This is a genomic window from Sphingomonas folli (genome assembly GCF_019429525.1).
GTDB lineage: Bacteria > Pseudomonadota > Alphaproteobacteria > Sphingomonadales > Sphingomonadaceae > Sphingomonas > Sphingomonas folii.
Window position 1 is genome coordinate 202,880 of sequence record NZ_JAHXZL010000008.1, and the last position, 22,136, is coordinate 225,015.

Consider the following 22,136-nt stretch of genomic DNA (forward strand, 5'->3'; position numbering starts at 1 on the left):
CGCTCAGATCTGCCGCGCGACCGAGGCGACCACGCGCCCGTCGAGCATGTCGATCCGCCGCCCGACAAGGTCGGCGTGCGCTGGCGAATGAGTGACCATGACGATCGTCGCGCCGGCACGGTTCAGCGAATCGAGGATGCCCATCACCTGCGCGCCGTTCTCAGTGTCGAGGTTGCCGGTAGGCTCGTCGGCGAGGATCAGCTTCGGATCGCCCACCACCGCGCGCGCGATGGCGGCGCGCTGCTGCTGACCGCCCGAGAGCTGATGCGGATAGTGGCGTGCCCGATGCGAGATGCCGACCCGGTCCATCGCCGCCTCGACGCGCTGGCGCCGGTTGCCGCGACCGTCACGGCGATAGGCGAGGCCTAGCTCGATGTTCTCGGCGATGGTCAGCTCGTCGATCAGGTTGAAGCTCTGGAACACGAAGCCGAGCGTGCGCGCGCGGAACTGCGCCAGCGCGGTCTCATCCTCTCTCGCCAGGTCGTGGCCCTCGAACAAATACTGCCCGGACGATGGCCGGTCGACCGTGCCGAGCGTGTTGAGCAGGGTCGACTTGCCGCAGCCGGACGGCCCCATGATGGCGACGAACTCGCCCGCGCGAACGGAGAGGTTGATGTCGGCGAGGGCGGTGGTCTCCACCTCGTCGGAGATGTAGCGGCGCTGGATAGCCCGGAGCTCGATCACGAATATTCCCCTAGCTCAGGTTGATGATGGCGGCCTTGTTGAAGGCGCCGGTGTCGGAGGTGACGATCCGCTCGCCCGGCGCGAGGCCGGCGAGAATCTCCACCGACTCGGTGTTGCGAAGCCCTATGCGGATGGCGCGCCGGGTGGCGTGGCGGCCGCGGGCGTCGAGCACGTAGGCCACGGCGCCACCGTCGCTGTCGAGCCAGCCGCCTACGGGCGCGACGATGGTGGCGCGCGGTGTACCCAGTACGATCGTCGCGTCCATCGCCTGGCCGCGGTTCAGCCCGCGCGGCGGTGCGCGGAACGTCAGCTCGACGCGGAAGCGACCGTTAGTGACGGCAGGCAGCACCTTGCTCACGCTCAGCGCCGCGCCCTCGGTGGTGGCGCGCTGGCCGACCGCAACGCGGCCGAGAAAATACTGGTCGACGTCGGCGACTAACTTCCACGCGCCCTCGCTGTCGACCTGCCCAGCCGGATCACCCGGCTTGAGCGACTGGCCGGGCTGGATCGTGAAGTTGGTCAACCGCCCGGTCGCGGGCGCACGAAGCGTCAGCGAGTCCATACCGTCGCGCACCGCCGCGAGATTGCTCGACAGCCGCGCGCGCGTGTCCGCGAGGCGACGCGCCTGCAGGCCGGCGATGCCGCGCTCGGCCCCCTCGGCGCTGTGGAGCTGGCGCGAGCGGCGCCGCTGGTAGCTCGCCTCCTCCTGGTAGCTGCGCAGGCCAGCGTCGGACAGGAAGCCCTCCTGGTGGAGTTGCTCACGGATGATCAGGTCGCGGCGCGCCTTGATGAGATCATAGTCGGCGCCGGCGACCTGCGTGTCGCGGTCGCGCTGACCGCGCTCGAGGCTTAGGTCCTCTGCGGAGAGCTGCCCGAGCTGGCTCGCGATCTGCGCCTCGCGCGTCAGGATATCCAAACGGAGCTGCGGGTTGGCGAGCGTCGCCAGCGGCTGACCGGCGGTCACCGTGGCGCCGTCCTGGACCAGCAGACGCTGAACCTGGCCGCCCTGCACCACGCCCACCAAGGTGGTCAGCTGAGGTGCGACGGTGGCGCGGGTCGGGACATTGTCGTCGAACGGAGCGCGGCGCACCGCAGCGGTCTGCACGTCGGCGAGCGCGACATTGGCGGAGTCCGCCGCCGGCAGCCACCACCAGACCAAGAAGGCCAGTGCGACCGCGCCGGTGGCGAGCGCGACGCGCCGCCATCGCTTCGTGGCCCAGCGGCCGCGAGACGTGACGCGACGGTCCATCCCGGCGCCGCTCTCGGCGTGCGCGCCATCGGCCGCCGACAGCGCGCGATCAGTCACGGACGATGCCCGCGGCGCGCCGGGCGCGATTCAGCGCACGCTCGCGGCACGTCGGGTCGACGGCGTAGCGCTGCCACACGCTGGCGGCACAGACTTGGCTGGCCGCGCCGGCGAGACGGCGCTCGAAGGTGGCGCGGCCGGCCGGTCGGCCGAGGTCGAGGTCGGCGTAGCTGACATGGGCGGTACGCATCTGCTCGACCTCGCTCGACTGCGCCGTCGCGGGGGCGGCAGCGAGAACGAGCGTGACGGCGCCGGCGATGCTCAACAGCGAGCAGAGGGCGCGTTGCGCGTTGGTGATCATGAGCTTTCTCCTTCTCACGTCGGCGTTGGCGTCGACGCAGGGAGACGTTGCAGGCACCGTGCCAATTGCTCGTCGTCGAGGATGGGGTCGCATGGCGCGGGCGCCTCTGGCCGAAACGTGTCCATTCTCGGACAGTCCTGCGTCCGCGAGCGGACAATCGCACCGCGCGGTCCGACCCTGCGCCTCGTCGCTCCTCTTTGGCATGCATCTTGATCTGTTGGCAGACATGCCCGCACTTAGCTCCATGGACTCGCTCCGCTTCGATCGCTGTCTGGTCATCGACGATGACGAGGATATCCTGCTCTCGGCCAAGTTGCTGCTCGGGCGGCTGTTCCGCCGCGTCGACACCGCCGACAGGCCCGATGAGACGCCGGCGATGATCGCCGCAGGGGGGTATGACGCGGTCCTGCTCGACGCCAATTTCGCCCGCGGTGCGACCGACGGGAGCGAGGGCTTTCGCTGGCTCGGTGCGATTCTGCGCGCCGATCCCAGGGTCGCGGTCGTCATGATTACCGCTCACACCAGCGTGGCCGTTGCCGTCGCGGCGATGAAGCAGGGAGCGACCGACTTCGTCTCCAAACCCTGGAACAACGACAGGCTGCTCGCCACCGTCGCCAACGCCGCGGCACTCGGCCGCTCTCGCCGCGACGCCAGCGCGGGCGCGGCGGCGACGGGGTCGACGCTGCTGGGCGACTCACCGGCGATGGCGCGCGTCCGCTCGCTGATTGAGAAGGCCGCGCCGACTGACGCCAACGTGATGATCCTGGGCGAGAACGGCACGGGCAAGGAGCTGGTCGCGCGCGAGCTGCATCGCCTGTCGCGCCGCGCCGAAACGGCGATGGTGACGGTCGATTTGGGCGCGGTGTCCGAGACGCTGTTCGACAGCGAGCTCTTTGGTCACGTCAAGGGAGCCTTCACCGACGCGCGTGCCGACCGGCCGGGGAGGCTGGCCGCGGCGAACGGATCGACGCTGTTCCTCGACGAGGTCGGCAACCTGCCGCTCCACCTCCAGCCCAAATTGCTCACCGCGCTGGAGCAGCGCCGCGTCACCCCGGTCGGCGCCAACGCGCCGGTCGACATCGACGTGCGCGTCGTCTCCGCCACCAACCTGCCGCTGTCGGAGCTGGGCGACGAGGCGCGCTTCCGCCAGGACCTCCTGTTCCGCCTCAACACCGTCGAGATCGAGCTGCCGCCGCTGCGCGAGCGGCGCGACGACATCGCGCCGCTGCTCGCGCGCTTCCTCGACGATTATGCCGCGCGCTACGCCAAGCCGGTCCGCGCGCTCCCGGCGGAGGTGCTCGCCGAGCTGGTGGCGCATGACTGGCCCGGCAATGTCCGCGCCTTAAGGCACGCCGCCGAGCGCGCCGTGATCCTGGCCGAGGGCGACGGCTATCGTCTGGTCGACTTCCCGCTCACCCGCGGCGCGCCCGCGGCCGCCGCCACACCCGCGTCTCCGTCGGAGGGTGGCGGCGAGCTCAACCTCGACCGCGTCGAGCGGCAGGTCATCGAGGAGGCGCTGCGGAAGAACGGCTTCAACATCTCGCTCGCCGCGACCGCGCTCGGCCTCTCGCGCGGCGCGCTCTACCGCCGGATGGAGAAGCACGGTCTCTAGCCACTCGCTCGCGCTGCGCCTCGCGCTACGCGCCGCGCTGTTCCTCGCGCTGGCGACGGTGACCGCGGTGCTGGTGGCGTGGTGGCGCGCGCCGACCGCTGCGCTGCTCTGCGCCGGCGCCACCGTCGCCGCCGGTGCGGCGGTGTGGCGACTGATCGATCAGGGCAACGCCGAGCTGGCGCGCTTCGTCGCCGCGCTGGAGCGGGGTGATCTCAGCCAGTCCTTCTCGCGCCCGCGCCGCGGGGCCGGTTTCGACGATCTCGGCGCCGCTTATGATCGCGCGATGTCACGCCTGCGGGATGAGCGCGCCGCCACGCTCGGCAAGGTCCGCTTCGCCGAGGCGCTGGTGGATGGCGCCCCGGTGGCCCTGCTGCTGGTCGAACAGGACGGAAGCGTTCATTTCACCAACAAGGCGGCACGCCGCCTGTTCGGGCGCGACCGGCCCTGCCCGGCGGACGCACTGGTGCGCTACGGTCGTGACTTCGCGGATGCGGTCGCGCGCACCGCACCGGCACCGACGCGGCTGGCGCATCTCGCGCTCGGTGGCCTGCCGCAGCGGGTGGCGATCGACGTGACCCTGCTGGAGGCGCCTGGCAGCGCGCCGCGGCGTATCGTCGCGTGCAAGGTGATCCAGGCCGAACTCGACGGTGCCGAACTGGCGGCGCAGGTGGATCTCGTCCGCGTCCTCACCCATGAGATCATGAACTCGCTGACGCCGGTGACCTCGCTCGCGCAGCTCGTCGCCGCGGCGATGGCGGACGACGGCGCCGATCTCGCCGACGCGCGGCTCGCAGCCGCGGCGCTGGCGCGGCGTGCGGGCGAGCTGGAGCGGTTCGTCGGCAGCTACCGTCAGTTCAGTGAGGCGCCGGTGATCGCGGCGGAAGCGGTCGATTTGGTCGAGTTGCTCGACGAGGTGGCGCGGCTGTTTCGCGCCAGTGCCGCGGGTGGGGGAGCGACGCTCGCGCTCACGGTCACGCCGGCGTTGCCGGCGCTTCGCGGTGACCGCGGACTGCTGTCGCAGGTGTTGCTCAACCTGCTCAAGAACGCGGGCGAGGCGGCCGCGCCGACCGCGTCGATCACGGTGACGGCGACGCCCACGGAGGATGACCACGTGCGACTCGTCGTGCAGGACAATGGGCCGGGCATCCCCCCGTCGTTCGTACATGACGTCTTCCTCCCCTTCTTCACGACAAAGGCGGAGGGTACCGGGATCGGCCTCAGCTTCGCGCGTCAGGTGGTGTTGCTTCACGGCGGTCAGATCGGCGCACAGCCAGGGCCTCCCGGCCATGTCGAGCTTCTGCTTCCGCTCGCGCCATAAGGTTTGTTATGGATCGAGGTGAACAAATGTCGGAATTTGGGAAGTGGTCGGTGCGTCCTGAGTAGTCAATATTGGGTCTAACCGCGGGACATGAAGCCTCTGCGACGAGGCGAGATAAGCGAGTCTCGCCTCGACACGTCGCTATCGCAGAATGTTGGTCTTCGCGAGTTCCAGCACCTCGTCGCCGCGACCCGAGATGATCGCCTTCATCATGTACAAGCTGAAGCCCTTGGCTTGTTCAAGCCCGATCGCTGGCGGGATCGACAGTTCTTGCGTCGCGGTGACGACGTCGACCAGCGCCGGGCCCGGATGCGCGAACGCGTCGCGCAACGCGCCTTCTAGCGCGTCCGAGCTCTCGACGCGGATGCCGCGCAGGCCGGCGGTGCTCGCCATCTCGGCGAAATTGGGATTTTTCAGATCGACAGCGCTGTCGACGTAGCCGCCCGCCTTCATCTCCATCGCGACATAGCCGAGCGTGCCGTTGTTGAGCACGACGATCTTGATCGGCAGATCGAGCTGCACCGCCGACAGCATGTCACCCATCAGCATGGCGAAACCGCCGTCGCCCGACAGCGACACCACTTGCCGGCCGGGGCACGCTGCCTGCGCGCCTAGCGCCTGCGGCATCGCGTTCGCCATCGAACCATGATTGAGCGAGCCGAGGATGCGCCGTCGGCCGTTGGTGATGAAGTAGCGCGCCGCCCAGATCACCGGCGTGCCGACATCGGCGGTGAGGATCGCGTCGTCGTCGGCGACCTTGTTCAACACCTTGGCCAGGAATTGCGGGTGGAGCGGCGTGTTCGCGGGTCGCGGCGTGGCGAGATCGTCGAGCTTGGATCGGGTGCTGGCGTAATGCTTTCGCGCCGAGTTCAGAAACTTGGGCGATCGTTTGCCTGAGAGCTGCGGTAGCAACGCGCCGATAGTCTCGCGCACATCGCCCAGAACGCCGAGGGTGAGTGGAATGCGCCGCCCGAGCGCGCCAGGATCGCGATCAACTTGCGCCACCTGAGCGCCGGCTGGATAGAAGTTGCGATACGGGAAGTCGGTCCCAAGCATCAGCAGCGTGTCGCAATCTTTCATCGCATGATAGCCGGACTCGAAACCGAGGAACCCTGTCATTCCGACATCGAATGGGTTGTCCCATTCGAGATGTTCCTTGCCGCGATAGGCGTGGACGACTGGCGCCTGGAGCGCGTCGGCGAGCGCGACCACCTCGTCATGCGCCCCAGCACACCCCGAGCCGCACAGCATGGTGATCATCCCCGAACCGTTGAGTAGCGACGCCAGCTTCGCGATCTCGCCTGAGTCGGGCACCAGCCGGGCAGGGGCAGGCGGCGTGAAGGTGGCTGACGTGCCTTTCGGCACCTCCAGCAGCGATACGTCGCCTGGCACGACCAGCACGGCGACCCCGCGCATCCCCAGAGCGGTCCGCATCGCGCGGTGGAGCAGCTCGGGCATCTGCGCCGGGTTGGTCACCATCTCGCAAAAATGGCTGCATTCCCGGAACAGCTCGGTCGGGTGCGTCTCCTGGAAATAGCTCAGCCCGATCTCGGATGACGGGATATGACTGACGATCGCGAGCACCGGCTGGCGACCGCGATGGCAGTCGTACAGCCCGTTTATAAGGTGGAGATGTCCCGGCCCGCAGCTTCCCGCGCACACAGCAAGCGTGCCCGACGCCGCGGCCTCGGCGCCGGCCGCAAACGCGCCGGCCTCTTCGTGGCGAACGTGCATCCACTCGATCGTGCCCAGCCTGCGCAGGCTGTCGTTGATCGCGTTGAGGCTGTCGCCCGTCACGCCCCAAATACGCTTCACCCCGGCGCTGGCGAGCGTGGTTGTGAGCAGATCGGCGATCGTCATGGCCATCGAGTATTCCTTTGCGAGCAGCGCGGTCAGCGGATCGGGAGCGCTGCACGCCACAACGCGTCACCTAAGCTGCCGCCGCATACCCTATGCCACAGGCATTCAGCTCAACCCTTAGGTGCTCGGACCCGGTCAAGCCTTCGGATGGATCGATGGCCGCCCTTTGGAAGCGATTGAGCAACGGGAAACGGCTTCTTCTGGGTCTCAGCCGGTGCCTCCTAGAGCGGTTCCTTCAAGAGCGGCTAATGTACCTACAACCCCTAGATCAACGACCTTAAGAAAGACGCGCTTGGCCCCCTGCGCGTCGCCCGTCCGGCTTAGTTCAGCGTGCGCCCGCAGGAACGCCGTGCTCCACGCTGAGGTAATCAGCGCCGCTGCCAGAAAGGCAGTGTTTTCGTCGTCTCCTCCGGTCGACTCCTGCCGCAGGAAGGCCGCCAGATCCTGGACGAAGTGGTCGCGGATCTGCCGCGCGCGCGCCTTCAACGTTTCGCTAGCCTGTGCTGTCTCAACGAACACCCGCGTATCTTCGAACAAGGGAAAGGCTTCTGACGGCTGTTCGATCATCTGATGCGCGAGGGCACCCAGCGCTTCGATCGGCGAGCTGCCCGGCGTGCGTGACCGCATCGCCTCGAATGCCAGCGTGCGCGCTTCCTCCTCGCGGTCGAAGAACATGTCCTCCTTGCGGGGAAAATGGTTGAACACCGTCATGCGGCCAACGTCAGCGGCGTTCGCGATCTCGTCGATGGTCACCTGATCGAACCCGCGCTCCATGAACAGGCGCGTTGCGACGTCAGAGATCGCCTGGCGAGTGGCCATGCGCTTGCGGGTACGCCGGTCTGGCCGCAGGTCATCGTTGGTATTGCACATTAACATGTACTCGGTATATGGTCGGATCTCGTCCAGATTGGGGATGTTCTGATGGTGCCGTCAACCCGTAACGAGATTGGGGCAGGAGTAAGTCGCCCCGAGGTCCTCATCAGCGGCGCCGGCTTCGCCGGCCTGGCGACCGCCTTCGGCCTGAACCGTCTCGGCTATCAGGTCACCGTCGTGGAGGCGGCTGCAGGAGTTCGGCGCGGTGGCACGCCTGTCGATATCGAGGGGGAGACGATCACGATCCTGGAGCGGATGGGGCTCGCGGACCTCGTTCGTGCCAAGGCACTGCCGTCCCGCCGCTTCGAGTTCAAGAACGCGGACAATACAACGCTGGGTTCGATCGGGGTTAGCGGCGATCAAGCCTCTGAGACACGGTACGAGATCCATCGCGACGATCTGCTCGACATCCTGTACGGCGCGGTGGCGAACGACGTCACCCTATTGTTCGGGAGATCGATCTCGAGCCTCGACGAGCGCGCCGACAGTGTCTCGGTCACCCTGGACAACGGCGAGCGCCGCGACGTCGCGTTAATCGTGGGATGCGACGGCAACCGATCGAACACGCGGCGGCTTGTCTTCGGGGACGGAGACCAGTTCACCCATTTCATGGGCGGGTATTTCTTCCTGAAGGTCGTGCCAGAGACCGGGTAGCTGGCCGCTGACACGACGGAGGTCTATCGCGCGCCAGGGCGAATGGCGATGCTCAACGGCTACGACGACCGGACCGACATCGGCTTCGGTTTCCGCACCGACGCCGAGATCGCCTATGACTATCGCGACCGCTCGCAGCAGCAGCGGCTGATCCAGCAGCGGTGCGGCGATTTGGGTTGGAAGGTGCCAGCCATGCTGGCCTCCGTTGCGGGCGACGATGATTTCTACTTCGACCGGATCAATCAGATCCGGATGCCGTGTTGGTCTCGTGGGCGGGTCGTTCTGGTGGGCGACGCGGGCTACTGCGTCTCTCCGCTCGCTGGTCTAGGCGGCTCGATGGCGATCATCGGCGCGGGTCGCCTGGCAGCCGCTTTGGAGCGATATCCCGACGATCATGCTTCAGCGTTCCGTCATTATGAGGACGAGTTGCGGCCGTTCGTCGAGCAGATCCAGCAACGGGCGGCGGACGAAGGCATGTCGACGATGTGTCCGGCCGACGAGGCGGAGCTCGCCGCTCGCGATCGAGAGATCGCCGCGGGTCACATGGGCTGGTGACCCCAGTCAGTCGAACAGATGGCTGCCAGGAACGCCATGTGCATCGACTGCCGAGATTAACGACTGACGGAAGTTGGGAACTGGGAAGGGCGCCTGCAGTGACCGCTTATAGGTCGAGAACGCTACAGTCGTCCCGCGCAGAAGGCCATCAGATTGCGGCCGGTCTGGTGGCGGGGGCTGGCAGGTTCTATAGATCAGCAATGACGATCTCTCTTCGCTCAGTGCAAGTCGGGCAGGCAGCTCCGCTCGGTCCCAACGGTGTTCCCAGCGGCTTCATCAAGCTTCCAATCGACCACCGCGTAGGGCTGGATGCTCTGGGGCTGTTGGGCGATGAGCAAGCTGACCTTACGGTTCACGGCGGACCAGAAAAGGCCGTCTATGGTTACGCCAGCGAGCATTACGCTGCCTGGCGGTCAGAGTACCCGGAGCACGCCGACCTCCTCGTCCCAGGCGCCTTTGGTGAGAACCTGACCATCGACGGCTTGCATGAGGAGCGAATCCGAGTCGGAGACGTGCATGGGATCGGGAGTGCGCTGTTGCAGGTCTGTCAGCCGCGGCAGCCATGCTTCAAGCTGGCGCTTCGCTTCAGCGACAACCGGCTGCCGAAGGCCATGGTCAAATCCGGTCGCGCGGGGTGGTACTACCGAGTGCTGCAGACCGGAAAACTGGCCGCAGGCGACGAGGTCAGGCTGGTCGAGCGGCCGCAGCCTGACTTCCCCTTCTCGCGCCTGGTCTCCATCATAAACCACGGCGACGCGACAGCCGAAGAAAACGAATCGCTGGCAGCGATGTCGGAGGTAGCGGCCTGGATCCGCACGCGAGCGCAAGACAGGATAGGTAGGACGGCCTGAACGGCCGCGACTGAACCTGCTAACCTGAACCGACGTCCGGTTCGGGAGTAGCACTGGAGCGGTGCTGAACGGCCGAAACTGGGTCGAGGGCTCCACAACACTGATAACCCGGCCGTCCTTGAGCGATGTCGTCAGCAATCCTTGGGCGTGAGCATCTCATTGAGTCGACGCGAGAGCAGCTCCTGATAGCCGTCGTTGGTTCTGACGATCATGCGAATAGGATAGTCCAGCGCCATCACCTCTGCGGGGACGGCGACGAGCGCGAACGTGGCGAGCGCGTCGGCCAGCGTTGCGGTGGGCGCGATCACGCTGGCTGAGACGGCGGCGTGCGCGGGCGGTCGCCCGGTGCGCGAGTCGAGGTTATGCGCGCCGCGGACGTAGGTTCCGGAGGTGGCTACCGCGAGCTGATGCGCGGCTACGCGCAGCGGCGGTACGCCCGCTCCCGCCGGCGCCTCGAGATCGACCCACCACGGGTCGCCGTCAGGTCGCCACCCGCGACCGACGAGCTCGCCGCCGATTTCCACGAGACAGTGCCGAACGCCCAGCTCGCCCAGCAGATCGGCGACGGCATCGACCGCATAGCCCTTGGCGATGCCCGACAGGTCGAGCCGAACGCCCCCGGGCTGGTACAGCCGTCGCCGCGGCGCATCCCACGCCAGCCGGCGCCATCCACTTCGTGCGAGCGCGTCCGCGATCTCTGGCGGACTCGGCGCGGCGCGCGCGCCCGCTGGCCCGAAGCCCCAGAGGTCGACCAGGGCACCGATCGCCGGGTCGAACGCGCCGTGGCTACGCTCCGCCAGCGCGAGCGCCAGATCGACCACGCGCGCGAGGTCTGCGGGCACCTCATGCCAGCTGTTCGCGGGCGCGTCGTTGAAGCGCGACAGTGCCGAGCCGGGCTCCCAATGACTCATCTGCTCGACGAGCGCCGCGAGCCGTGCCGTGATCGCTGTAGCGACCGCGGCCGGCGCGACCCGGCCGGCGTAGCGCACGCGCCAAGTTGTCCCCATCGTCTCGCCCTCGACCAGCTCGACCCGCGCGGCGGGATCGTGCGACGCCAGCGCCGCCGGATCGGTCGTCGGCGGTAGCGCGAGCCGGGGCGCCGGCATCAGGGCGTCATCACCTCGAGCGTGGTGGTGTAGCTCATCCGCCGCTGCGTCGCGCGCGGCGCGGTCGCGCGCGCGTCGGTCAGCGTCGCGTTGAGCCAGTACATGCCCGCGCTCAGCCACTCGATCGCGAGCGTGCCGTCCGCCGCTGTGGTCAGCTCGCGGGCGCCCTCGGCGTCGCGGTAGCGCTTGCCGCCGGGCACCACGATAACCTTGAGCGCGGCGGCCGGCTGGCCGTCGACCAGGAAGCGGAAGCGGGCGGTCTCACCCGCGACCAGTTCGTCGGGGTGGGTGACATAGTCGATCTCGAGCCCCTTGCCGCTCGGCCGCAGTACGGTGCGGGTCGGCTCGCCGGCGGTGACGAAGATCTCGTTGCGCGCCGACGTCTCGGTCAGGCGCACGTCGGTCGCGTCGGCGGGGATGTCGGCGACCGTCAGCGGCGGCTGGCGCGGCCCCCCGTCGCTCGTCGGCGGGCCGCCGCGACCGCCGATGCGCTTCTCCACGCCCCCGACCTTGAAGCTGCCCATCATTCCCGACATTTCACTGCCGATCTTCCAGGTGCCGGGCTTGTCGAGGCGGACGTCGAACACCGAGCGGTAGCGCCCGGTAGCGCCGTTCTGGAGCGTCCCCGGCGTGCCGTCGGGCTGCCAGACCCGCACGGCCTCGAGCCGGCCGGGCTGGTGGTCGGCGTAGAACAAGTCGTTCGACACCGCGCTGTCGACCGTGACCCAGCCGTCGGTGCCGGAGAAGATCGTGCCCGAAGGCAGCAGCCACATGCGATGCGCCGAGACGGCGGCCGGCAGCGCGAGCAGCGCCGCGGCGACGAGGAAGCGGGAACGTGCGATCATGTTAGGACCTCCGGGAGGATCAGCGGGCGGTGACGGTGACGGCGCCGAGCTCGTGGGTGCCGCTGGCGCGCGCGGCGCCGGGGACCGTGAGCGGCACCTGGACCAGCTCGCGTCCACCGGTCTCGCGCGCCGCCTCGACGTGGAGGACATAGGCGCCCGGGCGGACGTCGGCGGGCAGCGCGATGGTGTGGACGCCGGGCGGTCGCGTCGCGCCGCTGATGCCGTCGGCGGGGAGATGCAGGCTGCGTCCGCCCTTGCGCCACCAGCCGCGCAGGTCGGCGAGCCACTTGGTGCCGGGCTCGGCGCCGCTCTTCTTCACGTCGTACCAGAGCGCGAGCGTCCGCGCCGGCCCACCGCCCGCGGGCTCGAGCCAGACCGCGACGTAGGGCGATGGTATTCGGCGACGGCGAGACGCGGCACCGTGACGCTGACGGTACCCGCTGCGGCGGGGGTCGCCACGGTGCCGGCGGCGAGCACGAGCAGGGAAGGGCGCATGGCGGTGTCTCCTCAGTGGATCAGGAAGAGCGCGATCAGCGCCGGCGCAGCGAGGCCGAGCGCGATGAGCGGCCAGGTGGCGCGGCGATGGCGTGCATGGAGGTGGAGCAGCAGCAGCCCGGTCAGCGTGAACAGCACGCACGCCGCCGCGAACAGGTCGATGAACCAGAACCAGGCGGCGCCGGCGTTGCGCCCCTTGTGCAGGTCGTTGAGGTAGGAGACCCAGCCCCGGTCGGTGATCTCCGCCGTGATCGCCCCGGTGACGCGGTCGACGCTGACCCAGGCGTCGCCGCCGGGGCGCGGCAGCGCGACATAGACCTCGCCCTCGGACCATTCGGCCGCGCGCGCGGTCGGGGCGACACCGACCGCGCCCGCGACCGCCTCGGCAACCGCGAGCGGCAGCGGCGCGTCCTTGGCGTGCACACCGGAGAGCTGGTGCCGCAGCGCCGCGGGCAGCACCGCGGCGCGCTCGGTGACCACGGGCGTGGCGGCGATGCTGGCGGCATGGTTGAGCGTGATTCCGGTGAGCGCGAACAGCAGCATCGCCACCAGCGACACCGCCGCGCTGACCCAGTGCCAGGTGTGGAGCTGCTTGAGCCACCACGAGCGCCAGCGTCGCGCGGCCGGCCGGCGCGCCGCGACGCTCACGCGTCGGCCCAGCGGCGCAGCAAATTGTGGTAGACGCCGGTGAGCTGCACCACCGCCGCATCGCCTTGGCCCCGGTCGGTCGCGACCGCCTGGATCGCGCGATCGAGCTCGAACAGGGTGCGGCGCTCGCCGTCGTCGCGCACCATCGACTGCAGCCAGAAGAAGCTCGCCACCCGCTCGCCGCGCGTCACCGGGGTGACGCGGTGCAGGCTGGACGCGGGATAGAGCACGAGGTGGCCCGCCGGCAGCTTGACCGACTGTGGCCCGAACTGGTCCTCGATCACCAGCTCGCCGCCGTCATAGGCAGCGGGATCCTCGAGGAAGAGCGTCGCCGACAGGTCCGAGCGGAGGCGGAAGTCGGTCCCGCGCTTCATCCGGATCGCGTTGTCGACGTGGAGGCCGAAGTCCTCGCCACCGGCGTAGCGGTTGAACAGCGGCGGGAAGACCTTGAGCGGCAGCGCCGCCGCGACGAACAGCGGCGTGCGCCCGAGCGCGTCGAGGATCATCCCGCCCGCCTCGCGCGCGGCGGCCGAGTCCTCGGGCAGCTGGCGGTTGCGCTTGGCGAGCGCCGACTGCAGGCCCGAGGTGACGTTGCCGTCGACCCACTCGCCGGCGTCGATGATCGCGCGGACGCGCGCGAGCGCGGCGGCGTCGAGCACGTCGGGGATGGCGATCAGCATGCGCGTGCTCCGTCCAAGACCGTCACCGCGCGGCTCAGAAGTTGTAGAAGAGGCTGAGCACCGCCGAGCGCGCGTCGCCGGGCACCGCCCAGCCGTTGTTGCGCACTCCCGTGTAATAGCGCTCGTTGCCGACGTTCTGGACGTTGAGCTGCGCGGTCAGCCCGCCCGCGAAGGTGTAGGCGAGATAGGCGCGGTGGATAAGGTAGTCGTCCACCAGCGGCTGTGAGGGCGCCGCGAGCGACGCGGCGGCGACGGCGAAGCCGCCCTGGTAGGTCAGGCCGTATCCGAGCTCGAGCCCGAACGGGAGGCGGTAGGTGGTGAACAGGCTGCCGGAGTGTTCGGGCGTCTGGGTCAGCCGGCTGCCGCGCTGCGGGTCGAGCACCGCGGCCGAGTTGCCGCAGGTCGTGCTCGGCGCGGCGAGGCAGCGGTCCGACACCGACTGGCGGATCGTGCCGTCCAGATAGGTGTAATTGGCGAAGATCGTCCAGGCCGGTGCGATCGCGCCCGAGGCGCCCAGCGCGACCCCGTCGACACGGCTGCGACCGTCGAGCACCTGTGTCGACGAGGGCAGCGCCGGGTCGACCGACGGGACGCGGTAGTTGGTGCGCTCGTTGCGGAACACCGCGGCGGTGAGCTCGAGCCGCCCGAACACGCTCGCCTTCACCCCGGCCTCGTAGTTGCGCGCGGTCTCGGGCGCGACCTGGCATGGATCGTAGGTGACGGCGGCACCGTTGATCACCTGCACCACCGGCGCGCCGCAACCGAGCCTGACCGTCGTGGACGAAGGCGTCTTGGCATTGCCGTAGCTGGCATAGACGCTCACCTGCTGCGCGGGGTGCAGCACCACGCCGCCGCGATAGGAGAAGAGGCGCTCGCGGCTCTGCTGCGGCCGCTGGGCGAGTTCGGTCACCTGCGTCGCGCCGGGCGGCACGACCGCCAGCGGCAGGTTGCGGAAGGTCGCGTGCTGCGACTCCCAGCGTACGCCGCCGTTCAGCTCGATGAAGCGGCCGAGTTCGAGCGTGTCGAAGGCATAGACGGCGAGGTTGCGCGTCTCGCCGCGCGCCTGCGCGGTGACGGTGCGATGGAGCGGCCCGCGCCACCTCGTATCGGGGTCGGTGATCGACAGGACCGGCAGCGGTGTCACCGCCGAGCCGTCGGCGTTGCGCAGCAGCGACGCGGTCGTGATCGCGTAATCCTCGATCGCGCCCGAGAAGCCGAGATTAAGTGTGTTGCGGAGACCGCCCTCGGCGCCGGTCGCGACGCGCAGGTCGGTCTGGTTGTAGAGTAGCTGCGCTTCCTGGTCGCGGACCAGGCCGCGCGGTCCCGACGGCTGCCACTGGCCGGGCGCGAGGCCGGCGGGGCAGGCGGCGCCGGTCGGTTGGAGCGCGACCCCCGCGAGGCAGAAGGTGCCCTGCGGAGCGCTGGTGACGCCGTTCTGCACGACGTGCTGCCAGCGTGTCAGATTGCGCACCGACACCGCCTCGCTGACCGCGTGGCGGAAGGTCGCGGTCGCGCGGTCGAGCACCTGATCCTGCTTGTCGAGGTTGACGATGCCGTAATAGTCCGAGCGGTCGACACCTGGCAGCGGGCCGCTCGACAAAGCGGTACGGAAGAAGGGCACGCCGTAGTAGGGCGTGTTGTCGTCCTCCTGGTGGACATAGGCGAGCGTCAGGCTGGTCGGCCCGTCGATCCCGATCGTCACCGCGGGCGCCACGCCCCAGCGCTCAAACTTCTCGACGTCGCGTCCCGGCACGTCGTTGCGGTGATAGGCGGCGTTGAGCCGCACCGCGACGTCGTCGCCGACGCGCTTGTTGGCGTCGATCGCAGCGCGGTAGTAATCGTCGGTGCCGATCGAGCCCTGCACGACGGTGAGATCGCGCGGCGTCGGCACCTTCGACACCAGGTTGATGGTGCCGCCGACCGAGCCCGAGCCGTTGAAGACGCTGTTGGCGCCGTTGTAGACCTCGATCTGCTGGAGGTTGAACGGGTCGGTGCGGCTGTACTGGCCGCTGTCGCGCACCCCGTCGACGGTGATGTCGTTGGTGGCGGAATAACCGCGCAGGTTGATGTTGTCGCCATAGCCGCCGCCCCCCTCGCCGGCCCCGAAGGTGATGCCGGGGATGGTCTGCAGCGCGTCGCGGAGCGTCTGGAGGTTCTGCTTACGAATGGTCTGGTCGTTGAGGACCGTGACCGTCTGGGGCAGGTCGATCAGCGCCGAGGTAGCCTTCGGGCTCTCGAGCTTAGCCGGCTCGGCGGGTGTCCCGTTGACGATGATGTCGTCGCGCCCATCAGTGCGATCCTGCGCCGCGATCGACGCGCCCGTGCCGGGATCCGCCGCGGCAGGCGCGGAAGCGATAAACCCGACGCACGAGAGCGCCAGGAAGGTCGGTCCATTTTTCAACATTGTAGCCCCCTGCTGCAGCAGCGATATTGCGAGCTAATTGCAGTGTCAAGGCTAATGAGAATCGTTCGCGATCTATCGTGCTGTCCACGAAGGTCCGATTACGGAAGATATAAAGCTTCCTTTATGTCCTGCTTGACGCGCCGCCTCCGCTGGTCGATGCGACGCAGGTCAAGGTTCTTCGGTCGGCTCGCCGCGCCGAAGCTAAGACGGGAAGCCGGTGCGATGCCGGCGCTGCCCCCGCAACTGTGAGCGGCGAGCAGGTGGTCGTTCCGTGTCACTGGTCGCGCTCGCGCGGCCGGGAAGGCCAGACCATCCGCACCGACCCGCGAGCCAGGAGACCTGCCTCGACGCCATAACGTCCACCGGCGGGGTGCCCGGTCTGGCCGCTCGCATGCCGCGGCCGGGCCTCCCGTCCGCGCGCGCCGGTGTCTGGTCCGCGTGCCCCGTCCTTCATCGGGGTATATGAAGATGATCGCCACCCACCGCCCGGCGACGCATGTCGCCGCACTGCTGCTCGTCACCTGTTCCTCCGGCGCGCTGGCACAGGACGACGATCGCGTACCGCCGCGCGACGACATCCTGGTCGTCGGCCGCGGTGACGGCGCGCTCGGCCGACCGAGCGCGACCGGCAGCCGCCTCGGCCTCACGCCGCTCGAACTGCCCGCCAGCGTCGCGACCGTCGGCGGCGACGCGATCCGCGCCCGCGGCGATCTTACCGTCGTCGAGGCGGTGTCGCGCGCGCCCGGCATCACCGCCGCGGCCAATGCCGGGAACGGCAACACCGCGCTCGCCGCGCGCGGCTTCGTCGGCCAGGGCTCGGTGCTGCAACTGGTCGACGGCATCCGGCTGTTCCCGGTCGCCGGCACGATCACCTTCCCGACCGATCCCTGGACCGTCGACCGGATCGAGGTGCTGACCGGTCCCGCCTCGGTGCTCTACGGCCAGGGCGCGCTCGGCGGCGCGGTCAACGTCGTCTCGCGCACGCCGAGCGACACTGCACGCTACGACGCGGAGCTGAGCTACGGCGCGCAGGACACATGGCATGTCGCGGCGGGAGCGGGCGGTCCGCTCGGGGAGATGCTGGGCTACAGGCTGGACGCGAGCTACCGCACCTCGGAGGGCTGGGTCGATCGCGGTGACAACCACAGCCTGGCGCTGTCGGGCGCGCTGCGCCTCGCGCCGAGTGAGCGGCTCACCGTCACGCTGCGCGGCGACTATGGCGACGTCGCGCCGATGCGCTACTGGGGCACGCCGCTGATCGACGGCCGGCTTGATCCGCGCAACCGGCGCCGCAACTACAACGTCGCCGACGCCGACATCCGCTTCCGCGACGATCGCCAGACGCTCGTCGCCGAGTGGGCGGTCAGCGACGCGGTGACGCTCACCAACGCCGCCTATCGGCTCGCCAGCAAGCGCAGCTGGTACGACCTCGAGAGTTACGCCTGGGCGCCGGCGGACGGTCGGCCCAACGGCGTTATCGAACGCTCGGACAATCTCGGCATCGCCCAGGACGTCGCGCAGTACGGTGACCAGGCCAGCGTGAAGCTGAGCACACCGCTGGGCGGCGGCTTCGCCAACGACCTGGTGCTCGGCGCCGAGGTCAATCGCGTGAACCTGCGCTACTCGAACAACTTCGCCGTCGCGGATCAGGCGGATACGGTCGACCCATTCACTTTCGCTCCCGGTATGCTGGAGGACCGCGCGGCGACGCTGCCGCGCTATCGCACGACCACGACCGAGTGGAGCATCTTCGGCGAGGACCGGCTGCGGCTGTCGCGTCGGCTCTCGCTGGTCGGCGGCTTCCGCTACGAGGAGGATGGGGTGCGCCGCCGCACCATCCTCTACGACGCGGCCGGAGCCCCAGTGGGCGAGGCGAACGCCTTCCCGGGCAGCGCGCGGGAGAAGAGGTTCCGCGACGCGACCTGGCGCGTCGGCACCGTCTACCAGCCCGCGCAGAGCGTCTCGCTCTACGCGCAATATGCCACGGGCATGGATCCCGTCGGCACGCTGACCACCTTCACCACCAGCGCGACGCAGTTCGCCTTCACCAATGCCAAGGGCGACCAGGTTGAGGCGGGCGCCAAGGCGGCGCTGCTCGGCGGACGCGTCAACGTGACACTCGCCGGCTATCGCATCGTGAAGAACGACCTGGCCGCGCAGCGCGTCACCAACGGCCCGCTCGAGCAGATCGGACGTCAGTCGTCGAAGGGGATCGAGGCGGCGCTGTCACTCGCGCTGACTGGCGGCCTCTCGGTCGAGGCGAACGGGACGGTGCTCGACGCCCGCTTCGACGACTTCCTCAGCGGCAACGCTGATCTCGCCGGCAACACGCCGCCGAACATGCCCGAGCGCGCCGGCAACCTGTGGCTCACCTGGCAGAGTCGCCGCGGCGTTCGCGCACAAGCGGGTCTGCGCCACGTCGGCGCGCGCTTCGTCGACTCGGCCAACAGTGCGCGGGTGCCCGCCTACACCCTCGCCGACGGCGGCCTCTCGTTCGCGATCACGCCGGCGCTCGCGGCCGACGTACGCGTCTACAACCTCTTCGACACCCGGTACGTCACCTCGACCTATGGCGCGGCGCAGTGGCTGCTTGGGCGGCCGCGCTCGCTCGACGTGGCGCTGCGCGCGCGGCTGTGAGATGTCGCGCTCATCCTGCCACCGGCGGCCAAGCGCTGGACCTACCTGATTTATCGCTGGTTTGGGTGCGTAGCAGGCGCATGGCGAACAGGGGGGAATCGGGAACCCCCGCTTTTCTTCCCATACTTGGCCAGTCAGACAGCTTCCTGGAATGGCCAGACCCGTCGGACTGTCGAGATGAACGAGTGATAGAAATCGGCACGGGGACCGACTGACGGGAATGACCGGTATTGGGTCCTCGTAGCCGGTAAAAGCGAGGCGGCGACGCCTCCCTCAGAATTGGAGAACGCCTCAAGCTGTACCGAGCGATACCAAAGGCGGATGCCCGCCCGCGCAGGTAAGACGCTAACCTGCGGATATGATTAAGAGCAAGGGCGTTGTCGGCTTCGAACCCCAGGTGCGGCTCGCGCCGGTCATCCGACCACGGGGCTTCTCACGAAGAAGCGAGAGGCGGCATGGCGAGAACCATAGTGGTGACCGGCGGCAGCGCGGGCATCGGCTTGGCGATCGCCGAGCGGTTCGCGTGCGACGGCTGGCAGGTCGCGATCCTAGCGCGACAGGAGGCGCGGCTGCAGCAGGCCAGCGCGATGCTGACGGCTGCTGGCGCCCCCAAGGTGCTGGCGATCAGCGCCGACGTCGCGGACGTGACGGCGATCGATGCAGCCGCGGCGCGCGTCGAGGCCGAGCTCGGATCGATAGCCGCCTGGGTCAACAACGCGATGTCGACAGTCGTCGCGCCGGCGGATCGCATCACTGCCGCGGAATACGAGCGTGTGACCGCCACGACCTATCTGAGCCAGGTGTACGGCACGCTGGCGGCGCTCCGCTTCATGAAGCCGCGGGGCAGGGGCGCGATCGTGCAGATCTCGTCGGGGCTGGCGGAGCGGCCGGCGCCGCTCCAAGCAGCCTATTGCGCCGCCAAGGCTGCGGTGACGGGTTTCACCGACTCACTGCGTGCCGAGCTGATCGCCGACCAAAGCGCCATCTCGTTGTCGGTCATCTACCTGCCGGCGGTGAACACACCGCAGCCGACCTGGGCACGCAATCGCAGCGGGCGCGAGCAGATCCTCCCCGATCCGTTGTTCGACCCGCGGCTCTGCGCAGAGGCCGTCCGCGAGGCCGTCGAGCGGCCGCAGCGCGAGTTCTGGGTCGGCCGGTCGACCGCGATGATGGCGATCGCGCAGTCACTCGCGCCGGCGTTCGCGGATCGCCAGGCCGCCAAGCAGATCGAGGCGATGAGCGGCGCACCCGCGCCGGATCGGGAGGGCAACCTCGACAGGGCGGAAGAGGGTCCTGCCGCCATTGACGGGCCTTCGACTGATCGGGCGCAGGCCGGCCAGCTTCAGATCTTCTCGAGCCGGCAGCGCGACCTGCTCAAGCTTGGCGCGGCGGGTGGGTTGCTCGGCGTCGGCGCCGCAGCCGCCTTTGGTCTGGCACGTATTCTACCGCGCCAGCGTTCATGAACGGGCTGCTCGACTTGCTCCGCGGCAAGCTAACGGCACCGGCACCTGGCGGCGTTCGGCTGGACGGCTATCTGGCGCTCGAAGACTATGGCGCCCTCGGCGACGGTCGTTCGGTCGCGTTGTCGGGCGCGGACGGCTCGATCGACTGGTGGTGCGTGCCCAATCTGGACTCGCCGCCGCTGTTCGATCGCCTGCTCGATCCCGAGGAGGGGGGCCGCTTCGTCGTGACGCCGACCGACAGCTTCACGGTCGAGCGGCGCTATCTTCCCGACAGCAACGTGCTCGAGACCGTCTTCACCACGGCAACGGGAAGCGCCAAGCTGACCGAGTCGATGAACAGCGGCACCGCCGGGCGTCTCCCCTGGGCCGAGCTGGGGCGGCGGATCGATGGGTTAACCGGGTCGGTGATCTTCCGGATGGAGATGCGCCCTGGCCGCCGAGCCGACGGTGCCAGTCCATATCACTCAACGATCGGCAAGCACGCCGTTTTCCATGTTGGAAGCGTGCTTGGGCTGCTGCTGCACAGCGAGGGGATCGTTGTCAGCCGCACAGACGAGGCGGTCACGGCTGAGTTCGCGGTGGCCAGCGGCGAGCGCAGGATCGTGGCGATCGTCGCAGGCGAGGACGAGCCGCTGGTGGTGCCGACGATCGATCGGATCGACGAGCGCATCGACACGTCCGACGCCGAGTGGCGGGCCTGGTCCGAGCGGGTCGAGCATGGCGGGCCGCGCCGCGCCGCGTTCATCCGCAGCGTCCTCGCGCTCAAGCTCCTGCTGTTCTCGCCCTCGGGCGCGATCGCCGCGGCCGCCACGACGTCGCTGCCGGAGGGTGTCGGCGGTCACAAGAACTATGACTATCGCTACGCCTGGATCCGCGACGCGGGCTATACCATCAAGGCGTTCCTCGCGGCGGGCGCGCAGGCCGAGGCCAAGGCGGCGTTCAGCTGGCTGCTCAAGCGACTGGGCGAGCACGGCGCGCGCGTGTGCTACACGCTCGACGGCGCCGTCGTGCCAGGGCTGCGCGAGATCGAGGTGCCGGGCTACCGCCGCTCCACGCCCGTACAGGTCGGCAATGCCGCGACCGATCAGCACCAGCACGGCATCTACGGCGACATCTTCGAGACCGCGGCGCGCTTCGTCACCTGCGGCAACATCCTCGACTCGTCCAGCGCCGAGCTGCTCTCGCACCTCGCCGACCAGTGCGCCGACGCGTGGCGCAAGAAGGACGCTGGGATCTGGGAGCTGGAGGAGCCGCAGCATTACACCATGTCGAAGGTCAGCTGCTGGCAGGCGCTCGCGCGCGCGGTCGAGCTTGCGGACCAGGGCCAGTTGCCCACCACCTGCCGCGAGCGCTGGTCACGCGAACGCGACCGGATCGCGAGCTGGATCGAGGAACATTGCTGGTCCGAGGCGAAGCAGGCCTTCGTCTTCTACCCTGGAAGCGACAGGCTCGACGCCTCGCTCGCGCTGATGGTGCGCTTCGGCTTCGACGGTCGTGATCGGCTCGAGAAAACTCTCGACGCGATCGACGCCGAGCTCGGCGCCGGCCCATATCACTACCGCTACAGCGACGTTGCCGCGGAGGAAGGCTGCTTTCTCGCCTGCACATTCTGGATGGTGGAGGCGCGCGCCTTGCTCGGTCAGCGCGATCGCGCCGAACAGGCCTTCGACGCGATCACGCGGGCGCTCGACCGCGGCGTCGGTGTCATGAGCGAGATGGCCGATCCGCGATCAGGTGCGTTCCTCGGCAACCTGCCACAGGGCCTGTCGCACCTGGCGCATGTCATGGCACTCGATGTGCTCGCTGCCGAGGACGACTGCTGACGTCCTTCAGTCTCTTTTTGT

At 68.9% G+C, this 22,136-nt stretch carries 18 protein-coding genes, 1 pseudogene and 1 riboswitch; of the genes and pseudogenes, 8 read left to right on the forward strand and 11 right to left on the reverse strand.

Annotated elements, in window-relative coordinates:
• Positions 1-3: 3 nt before the first annotated feature.
• From KZ813_RS13680 to KZ813_RS13690, 3 genes are read right to left on the reverse strand one after another with little or no spacing between them, the layout of a single operon-like run.
• Positions 4-684, reverse strand: coding sequence for an ABC transporter ATP-binding protein (locus tag KZ813_RS13680; RefSeq protein WP_219755536.1), 681 nt, complete (start codon positions 682-684; stop codon positions 4-6).
• 10 nt (positions 685-694) lie between these two features.
• Positions 695-1,990 carry an efflux RND transporter periplasmic adaptor subunit gene (locus KZ813_RS13685; protein WP_308461896.1) on the reverse strand — a complete coding sequence of 432 codons (1,296 nt, stop codon included), beginning with the start codon at positions 1,988-1,990 and terminating at the stop codon, positions 695-697.
• A complete protein-coding gene (locus KZ813_RS13690) occupies positions 1,983-2,291 on the reverse strand; it encodes a UrcA family protein (protein WP_219755537.1) in 309 nt (102 codons plus the stop codon). The genes KZ813_RS13685 and KZ813_RS13690 overlap by 8 nt, the downstream gene beginning before the upstream one ends.
• A 226-nt stretch (positions 2,292-2,517) precedes the next feature.
• Here KZ813_RS13690 and KZ813_RS13695 point away from each other — a divergent pair, with 226 nt between their 5' ends.
• Positions 2,518-3,903, forward strand: a complete 1,386-nt coding sequence (locus KZ813_RS13695) for a sigma-54-dependent transcriptional regulator (protein WP_258046769.1) — start codon at positions 2,518-2,520, stop codon at positions 3,901-3,903.
• 58 nt (positions 3,904-3,961) lie between these two features.
• A complete protein-coding gene (locus tag KZ813_RS20405) occupies positions 3,962-5,221 on the forward strand; it encodes a sensor histidine kinase (protein ID WP_219755538.1) in 1,260 nt (419 codons plus the stop codon).
• Between the two features lie 141 nt (positions 5,222-5,362).
• Here KZ813_RS20405 and poxB read toward each other — a convergent pair whose 3' ends face one another.
• Positions 5,363-7,087, reverse strand: a complete 1,725-nt coding sequence (poxB, locus tag KZ813_RS13705; protein WP_219755539.1) for a ubiquinone-dependent pyruvate dehydrogenase — start codon at positions 7,085-7,087, stop codon at positions 5,363-5,365.
• 201 nt (positions 7,088-7,288) lie between these two features.
• Positions 7,289-7,900 carry a TetR/AcrR family transcriptional regulator gene (locus KZ813_RS13710; RefSeq protein ID WP_219755540.1) on the reverse strand — a complete coding sequence of 204 codons (612 nt, stop codon included), beginning with the start codon at positions 7,898-7,900 and terminating at the stop codon, positions 7,289-7,291.
• 102 nt (positions 7,901-8,002) lie between these two features.
• Here KZ813_RS13710 and KZ813_RS13715 point away from each other — a divergent pair, with 102 nt between their 5' ends.
• The 3 genes from KZ813_RS13715 to KZ813_RS13725 all read left to right on the forward strand — a co-directional run bounded on the left by KZ813_RS13715 (position 8,003) and on the right by KZ813_RS13725 (position 10,014).
• Positions 8,003-8,608, forward strand: a complete 606-nt coding sequence (locus KZ813_RS13715; protein WP_219755541.1) for an FAD-dependent monooxygenase — start codon at positions 8,003-8,005, stop codon at positions 8,606-8,608.
• Between the two features lie 42 nt (positions 8,609-8,650).
• Positions 8,651-9,163, forward strand: coding sequence for an FAD-dependent monooxygenase (locus KZ813_RS13720; RefSeq protein ID WP_219755542.1), 513 nt, complete (start codon positions 8,651-8,653; stop codon positions 9,161-9,163).
• A gap of 200 nt (positions 9,164-9,363) precedes the next feature.
• A complete protein-coding gene (locus KZ813_RS13725) occupies positions 9,364-10,014 on the forward strand; it encodes an MOSC domain-containing protein (protein ID WP_219755543.1) in 651 nt (216 codons plus the stop codon).
• A gap of 131 nt (positions 10,015-10,145) precedes the next feature.
• Here the strand turns inward: KZ813_RS13725 and KZ813_RS13730 are convergent, their stop codons facing one another.
• The 6 genes and pseudogenes from KZ813_RS13730 to KZ813_RS13755 all read right to left on the reverse strand — a co-directional run bounded on the left by KZ813_RS13730 (position 10,146) and on the right by KZ813_RS13755 (position 16,192).
• Positions 10,146-11,120 (reverse strand): FAD:protein FMN transferase, encoded by a 975-nt coding sequence (locus KZ813_RS13730; RefSeq protein WP_258046770.1) that lies wholly within the window; start codon positions 11,118-11,120, stop codon positions 10,146-10,148.
• Positions 11,120-11,965: a DUF4198 domain-containing protein gene (locus tag KZ813_RS13735; protein ID WP_219755544.1), complete on the reverse strand. Its 846-nt coding sequence runs from the start codon at positions 11,963-11,965 to the stop codon at positions 11,120-11,122. The genes KZ813_RS13730 and KZ813_RS13735 overlap by 1 nt, the downstream gene beginning before the upstream one ends.
• A 19-nt stretch (positions 11,966-11,984) precedes the next feature.
• Positions 11,985-12,460: pseudogene (locus tag KZ813_RS13740) on the reverse strand (DUF2271 domain-containing protein).
• A 12-nt stretch (positions 12,461-12,472) separates the two neighbouring features.
• On the reverse strand, positions 12,473-13,108 hold the full coding sequence (locus tag KZ813_RS13745) for a PepSY-associated TM helix domain-containing protein (RefSeq protein ID WP_219755545.1): 636 nt from the start codon (positions 13,106-13,108) through the stop codon (positions 12,473-12,475).
• Positions 13,105-13,788 carry a Fe2+-dependent dioxygenase gene (locus KZ813_RS13750; protein WP_219755546.1) on the reverse strand — a complete coding sequence of 228 codons (684 nt, stop codon included), beginning with the start codon at positions 13,786-13,788 and terminating at the stop codon, positions 13,105-13,107. The genes KZ813_RS13745 and KZ813_RS13750 overlap by 4 nt, the downstream gene beginning before the upstream one ends.
• A 34-nt stretch (positions 13,789-13,822) precedes the next feature.
• On the reverse strand, positions 13,823-16,192 hold the full coding sequence (locus tag KZ813_RS13755) for a TonB-dependent receptor (RefSeq protein ID WP_219755547.1): 2,370 nt from the start codon (positions 16,190-16,192) through the stop codon (positions 13,823-13,825).
• 154 nt (positions 16,193-16,346) lie between these two features.
• A riboswitch (cobalamin riboswitch) is annotated at positions 16,347-16,553 on the forward strand.
• A 101-nt stretch (positions 16,554-16,654) separates the two neighbouring features.
• Here KZ813_RS13755 and KZ813_RS13760 point away from each other — a divergent pair.
• The 3 genes from KZ813_RS13760 (at position 16,655) to KZ813_RS13770 (ending at position 22,115) form a co-directional block, all read left to right on the forward strand.
• On the forward strand, positions 16,655-18,829 hold the full coding sequence (locus tag KZ813_RS13760; protein ID WP_258046771.1) for a TonB-dependent receptor: 2,175 nt from the start codon (positions 16,655-16,657) through the stop codon (positions 18,827-18,829).
• A gap of 455 nt (positions 18,830-19,284) precedes the next feature.
• Positions 19,285-20,292 carry an SDR family oxidoreductase gene (locus tag KZ813_RS13765; protein WP_258046793.1) on the forward strand — a complete coding sequence of 336 codons (1,008 nt, stop codon included), beginning with the start codon at positions 19,285-19,287 and terminating at the stop codon, positions 20,290-20,292.
• Complete coding sequence (locus KZ813_RS13770) at positions 20,289-22,115, forward strand: glycoside hydrolase family 15 protein (RefSeq protein WP_219755549.1); 1,827 nt, start codon at positions 20,289-20,291, stop codon at positions 22,113-22,115. Before KZ813_RS13765 ends, KZ813_RS13770 begins: the two co-directional genes overlap by 4 nt.
• The last annotated feature ends 21 nt before the right edge of the window (positions 22,116-22,136 follow it).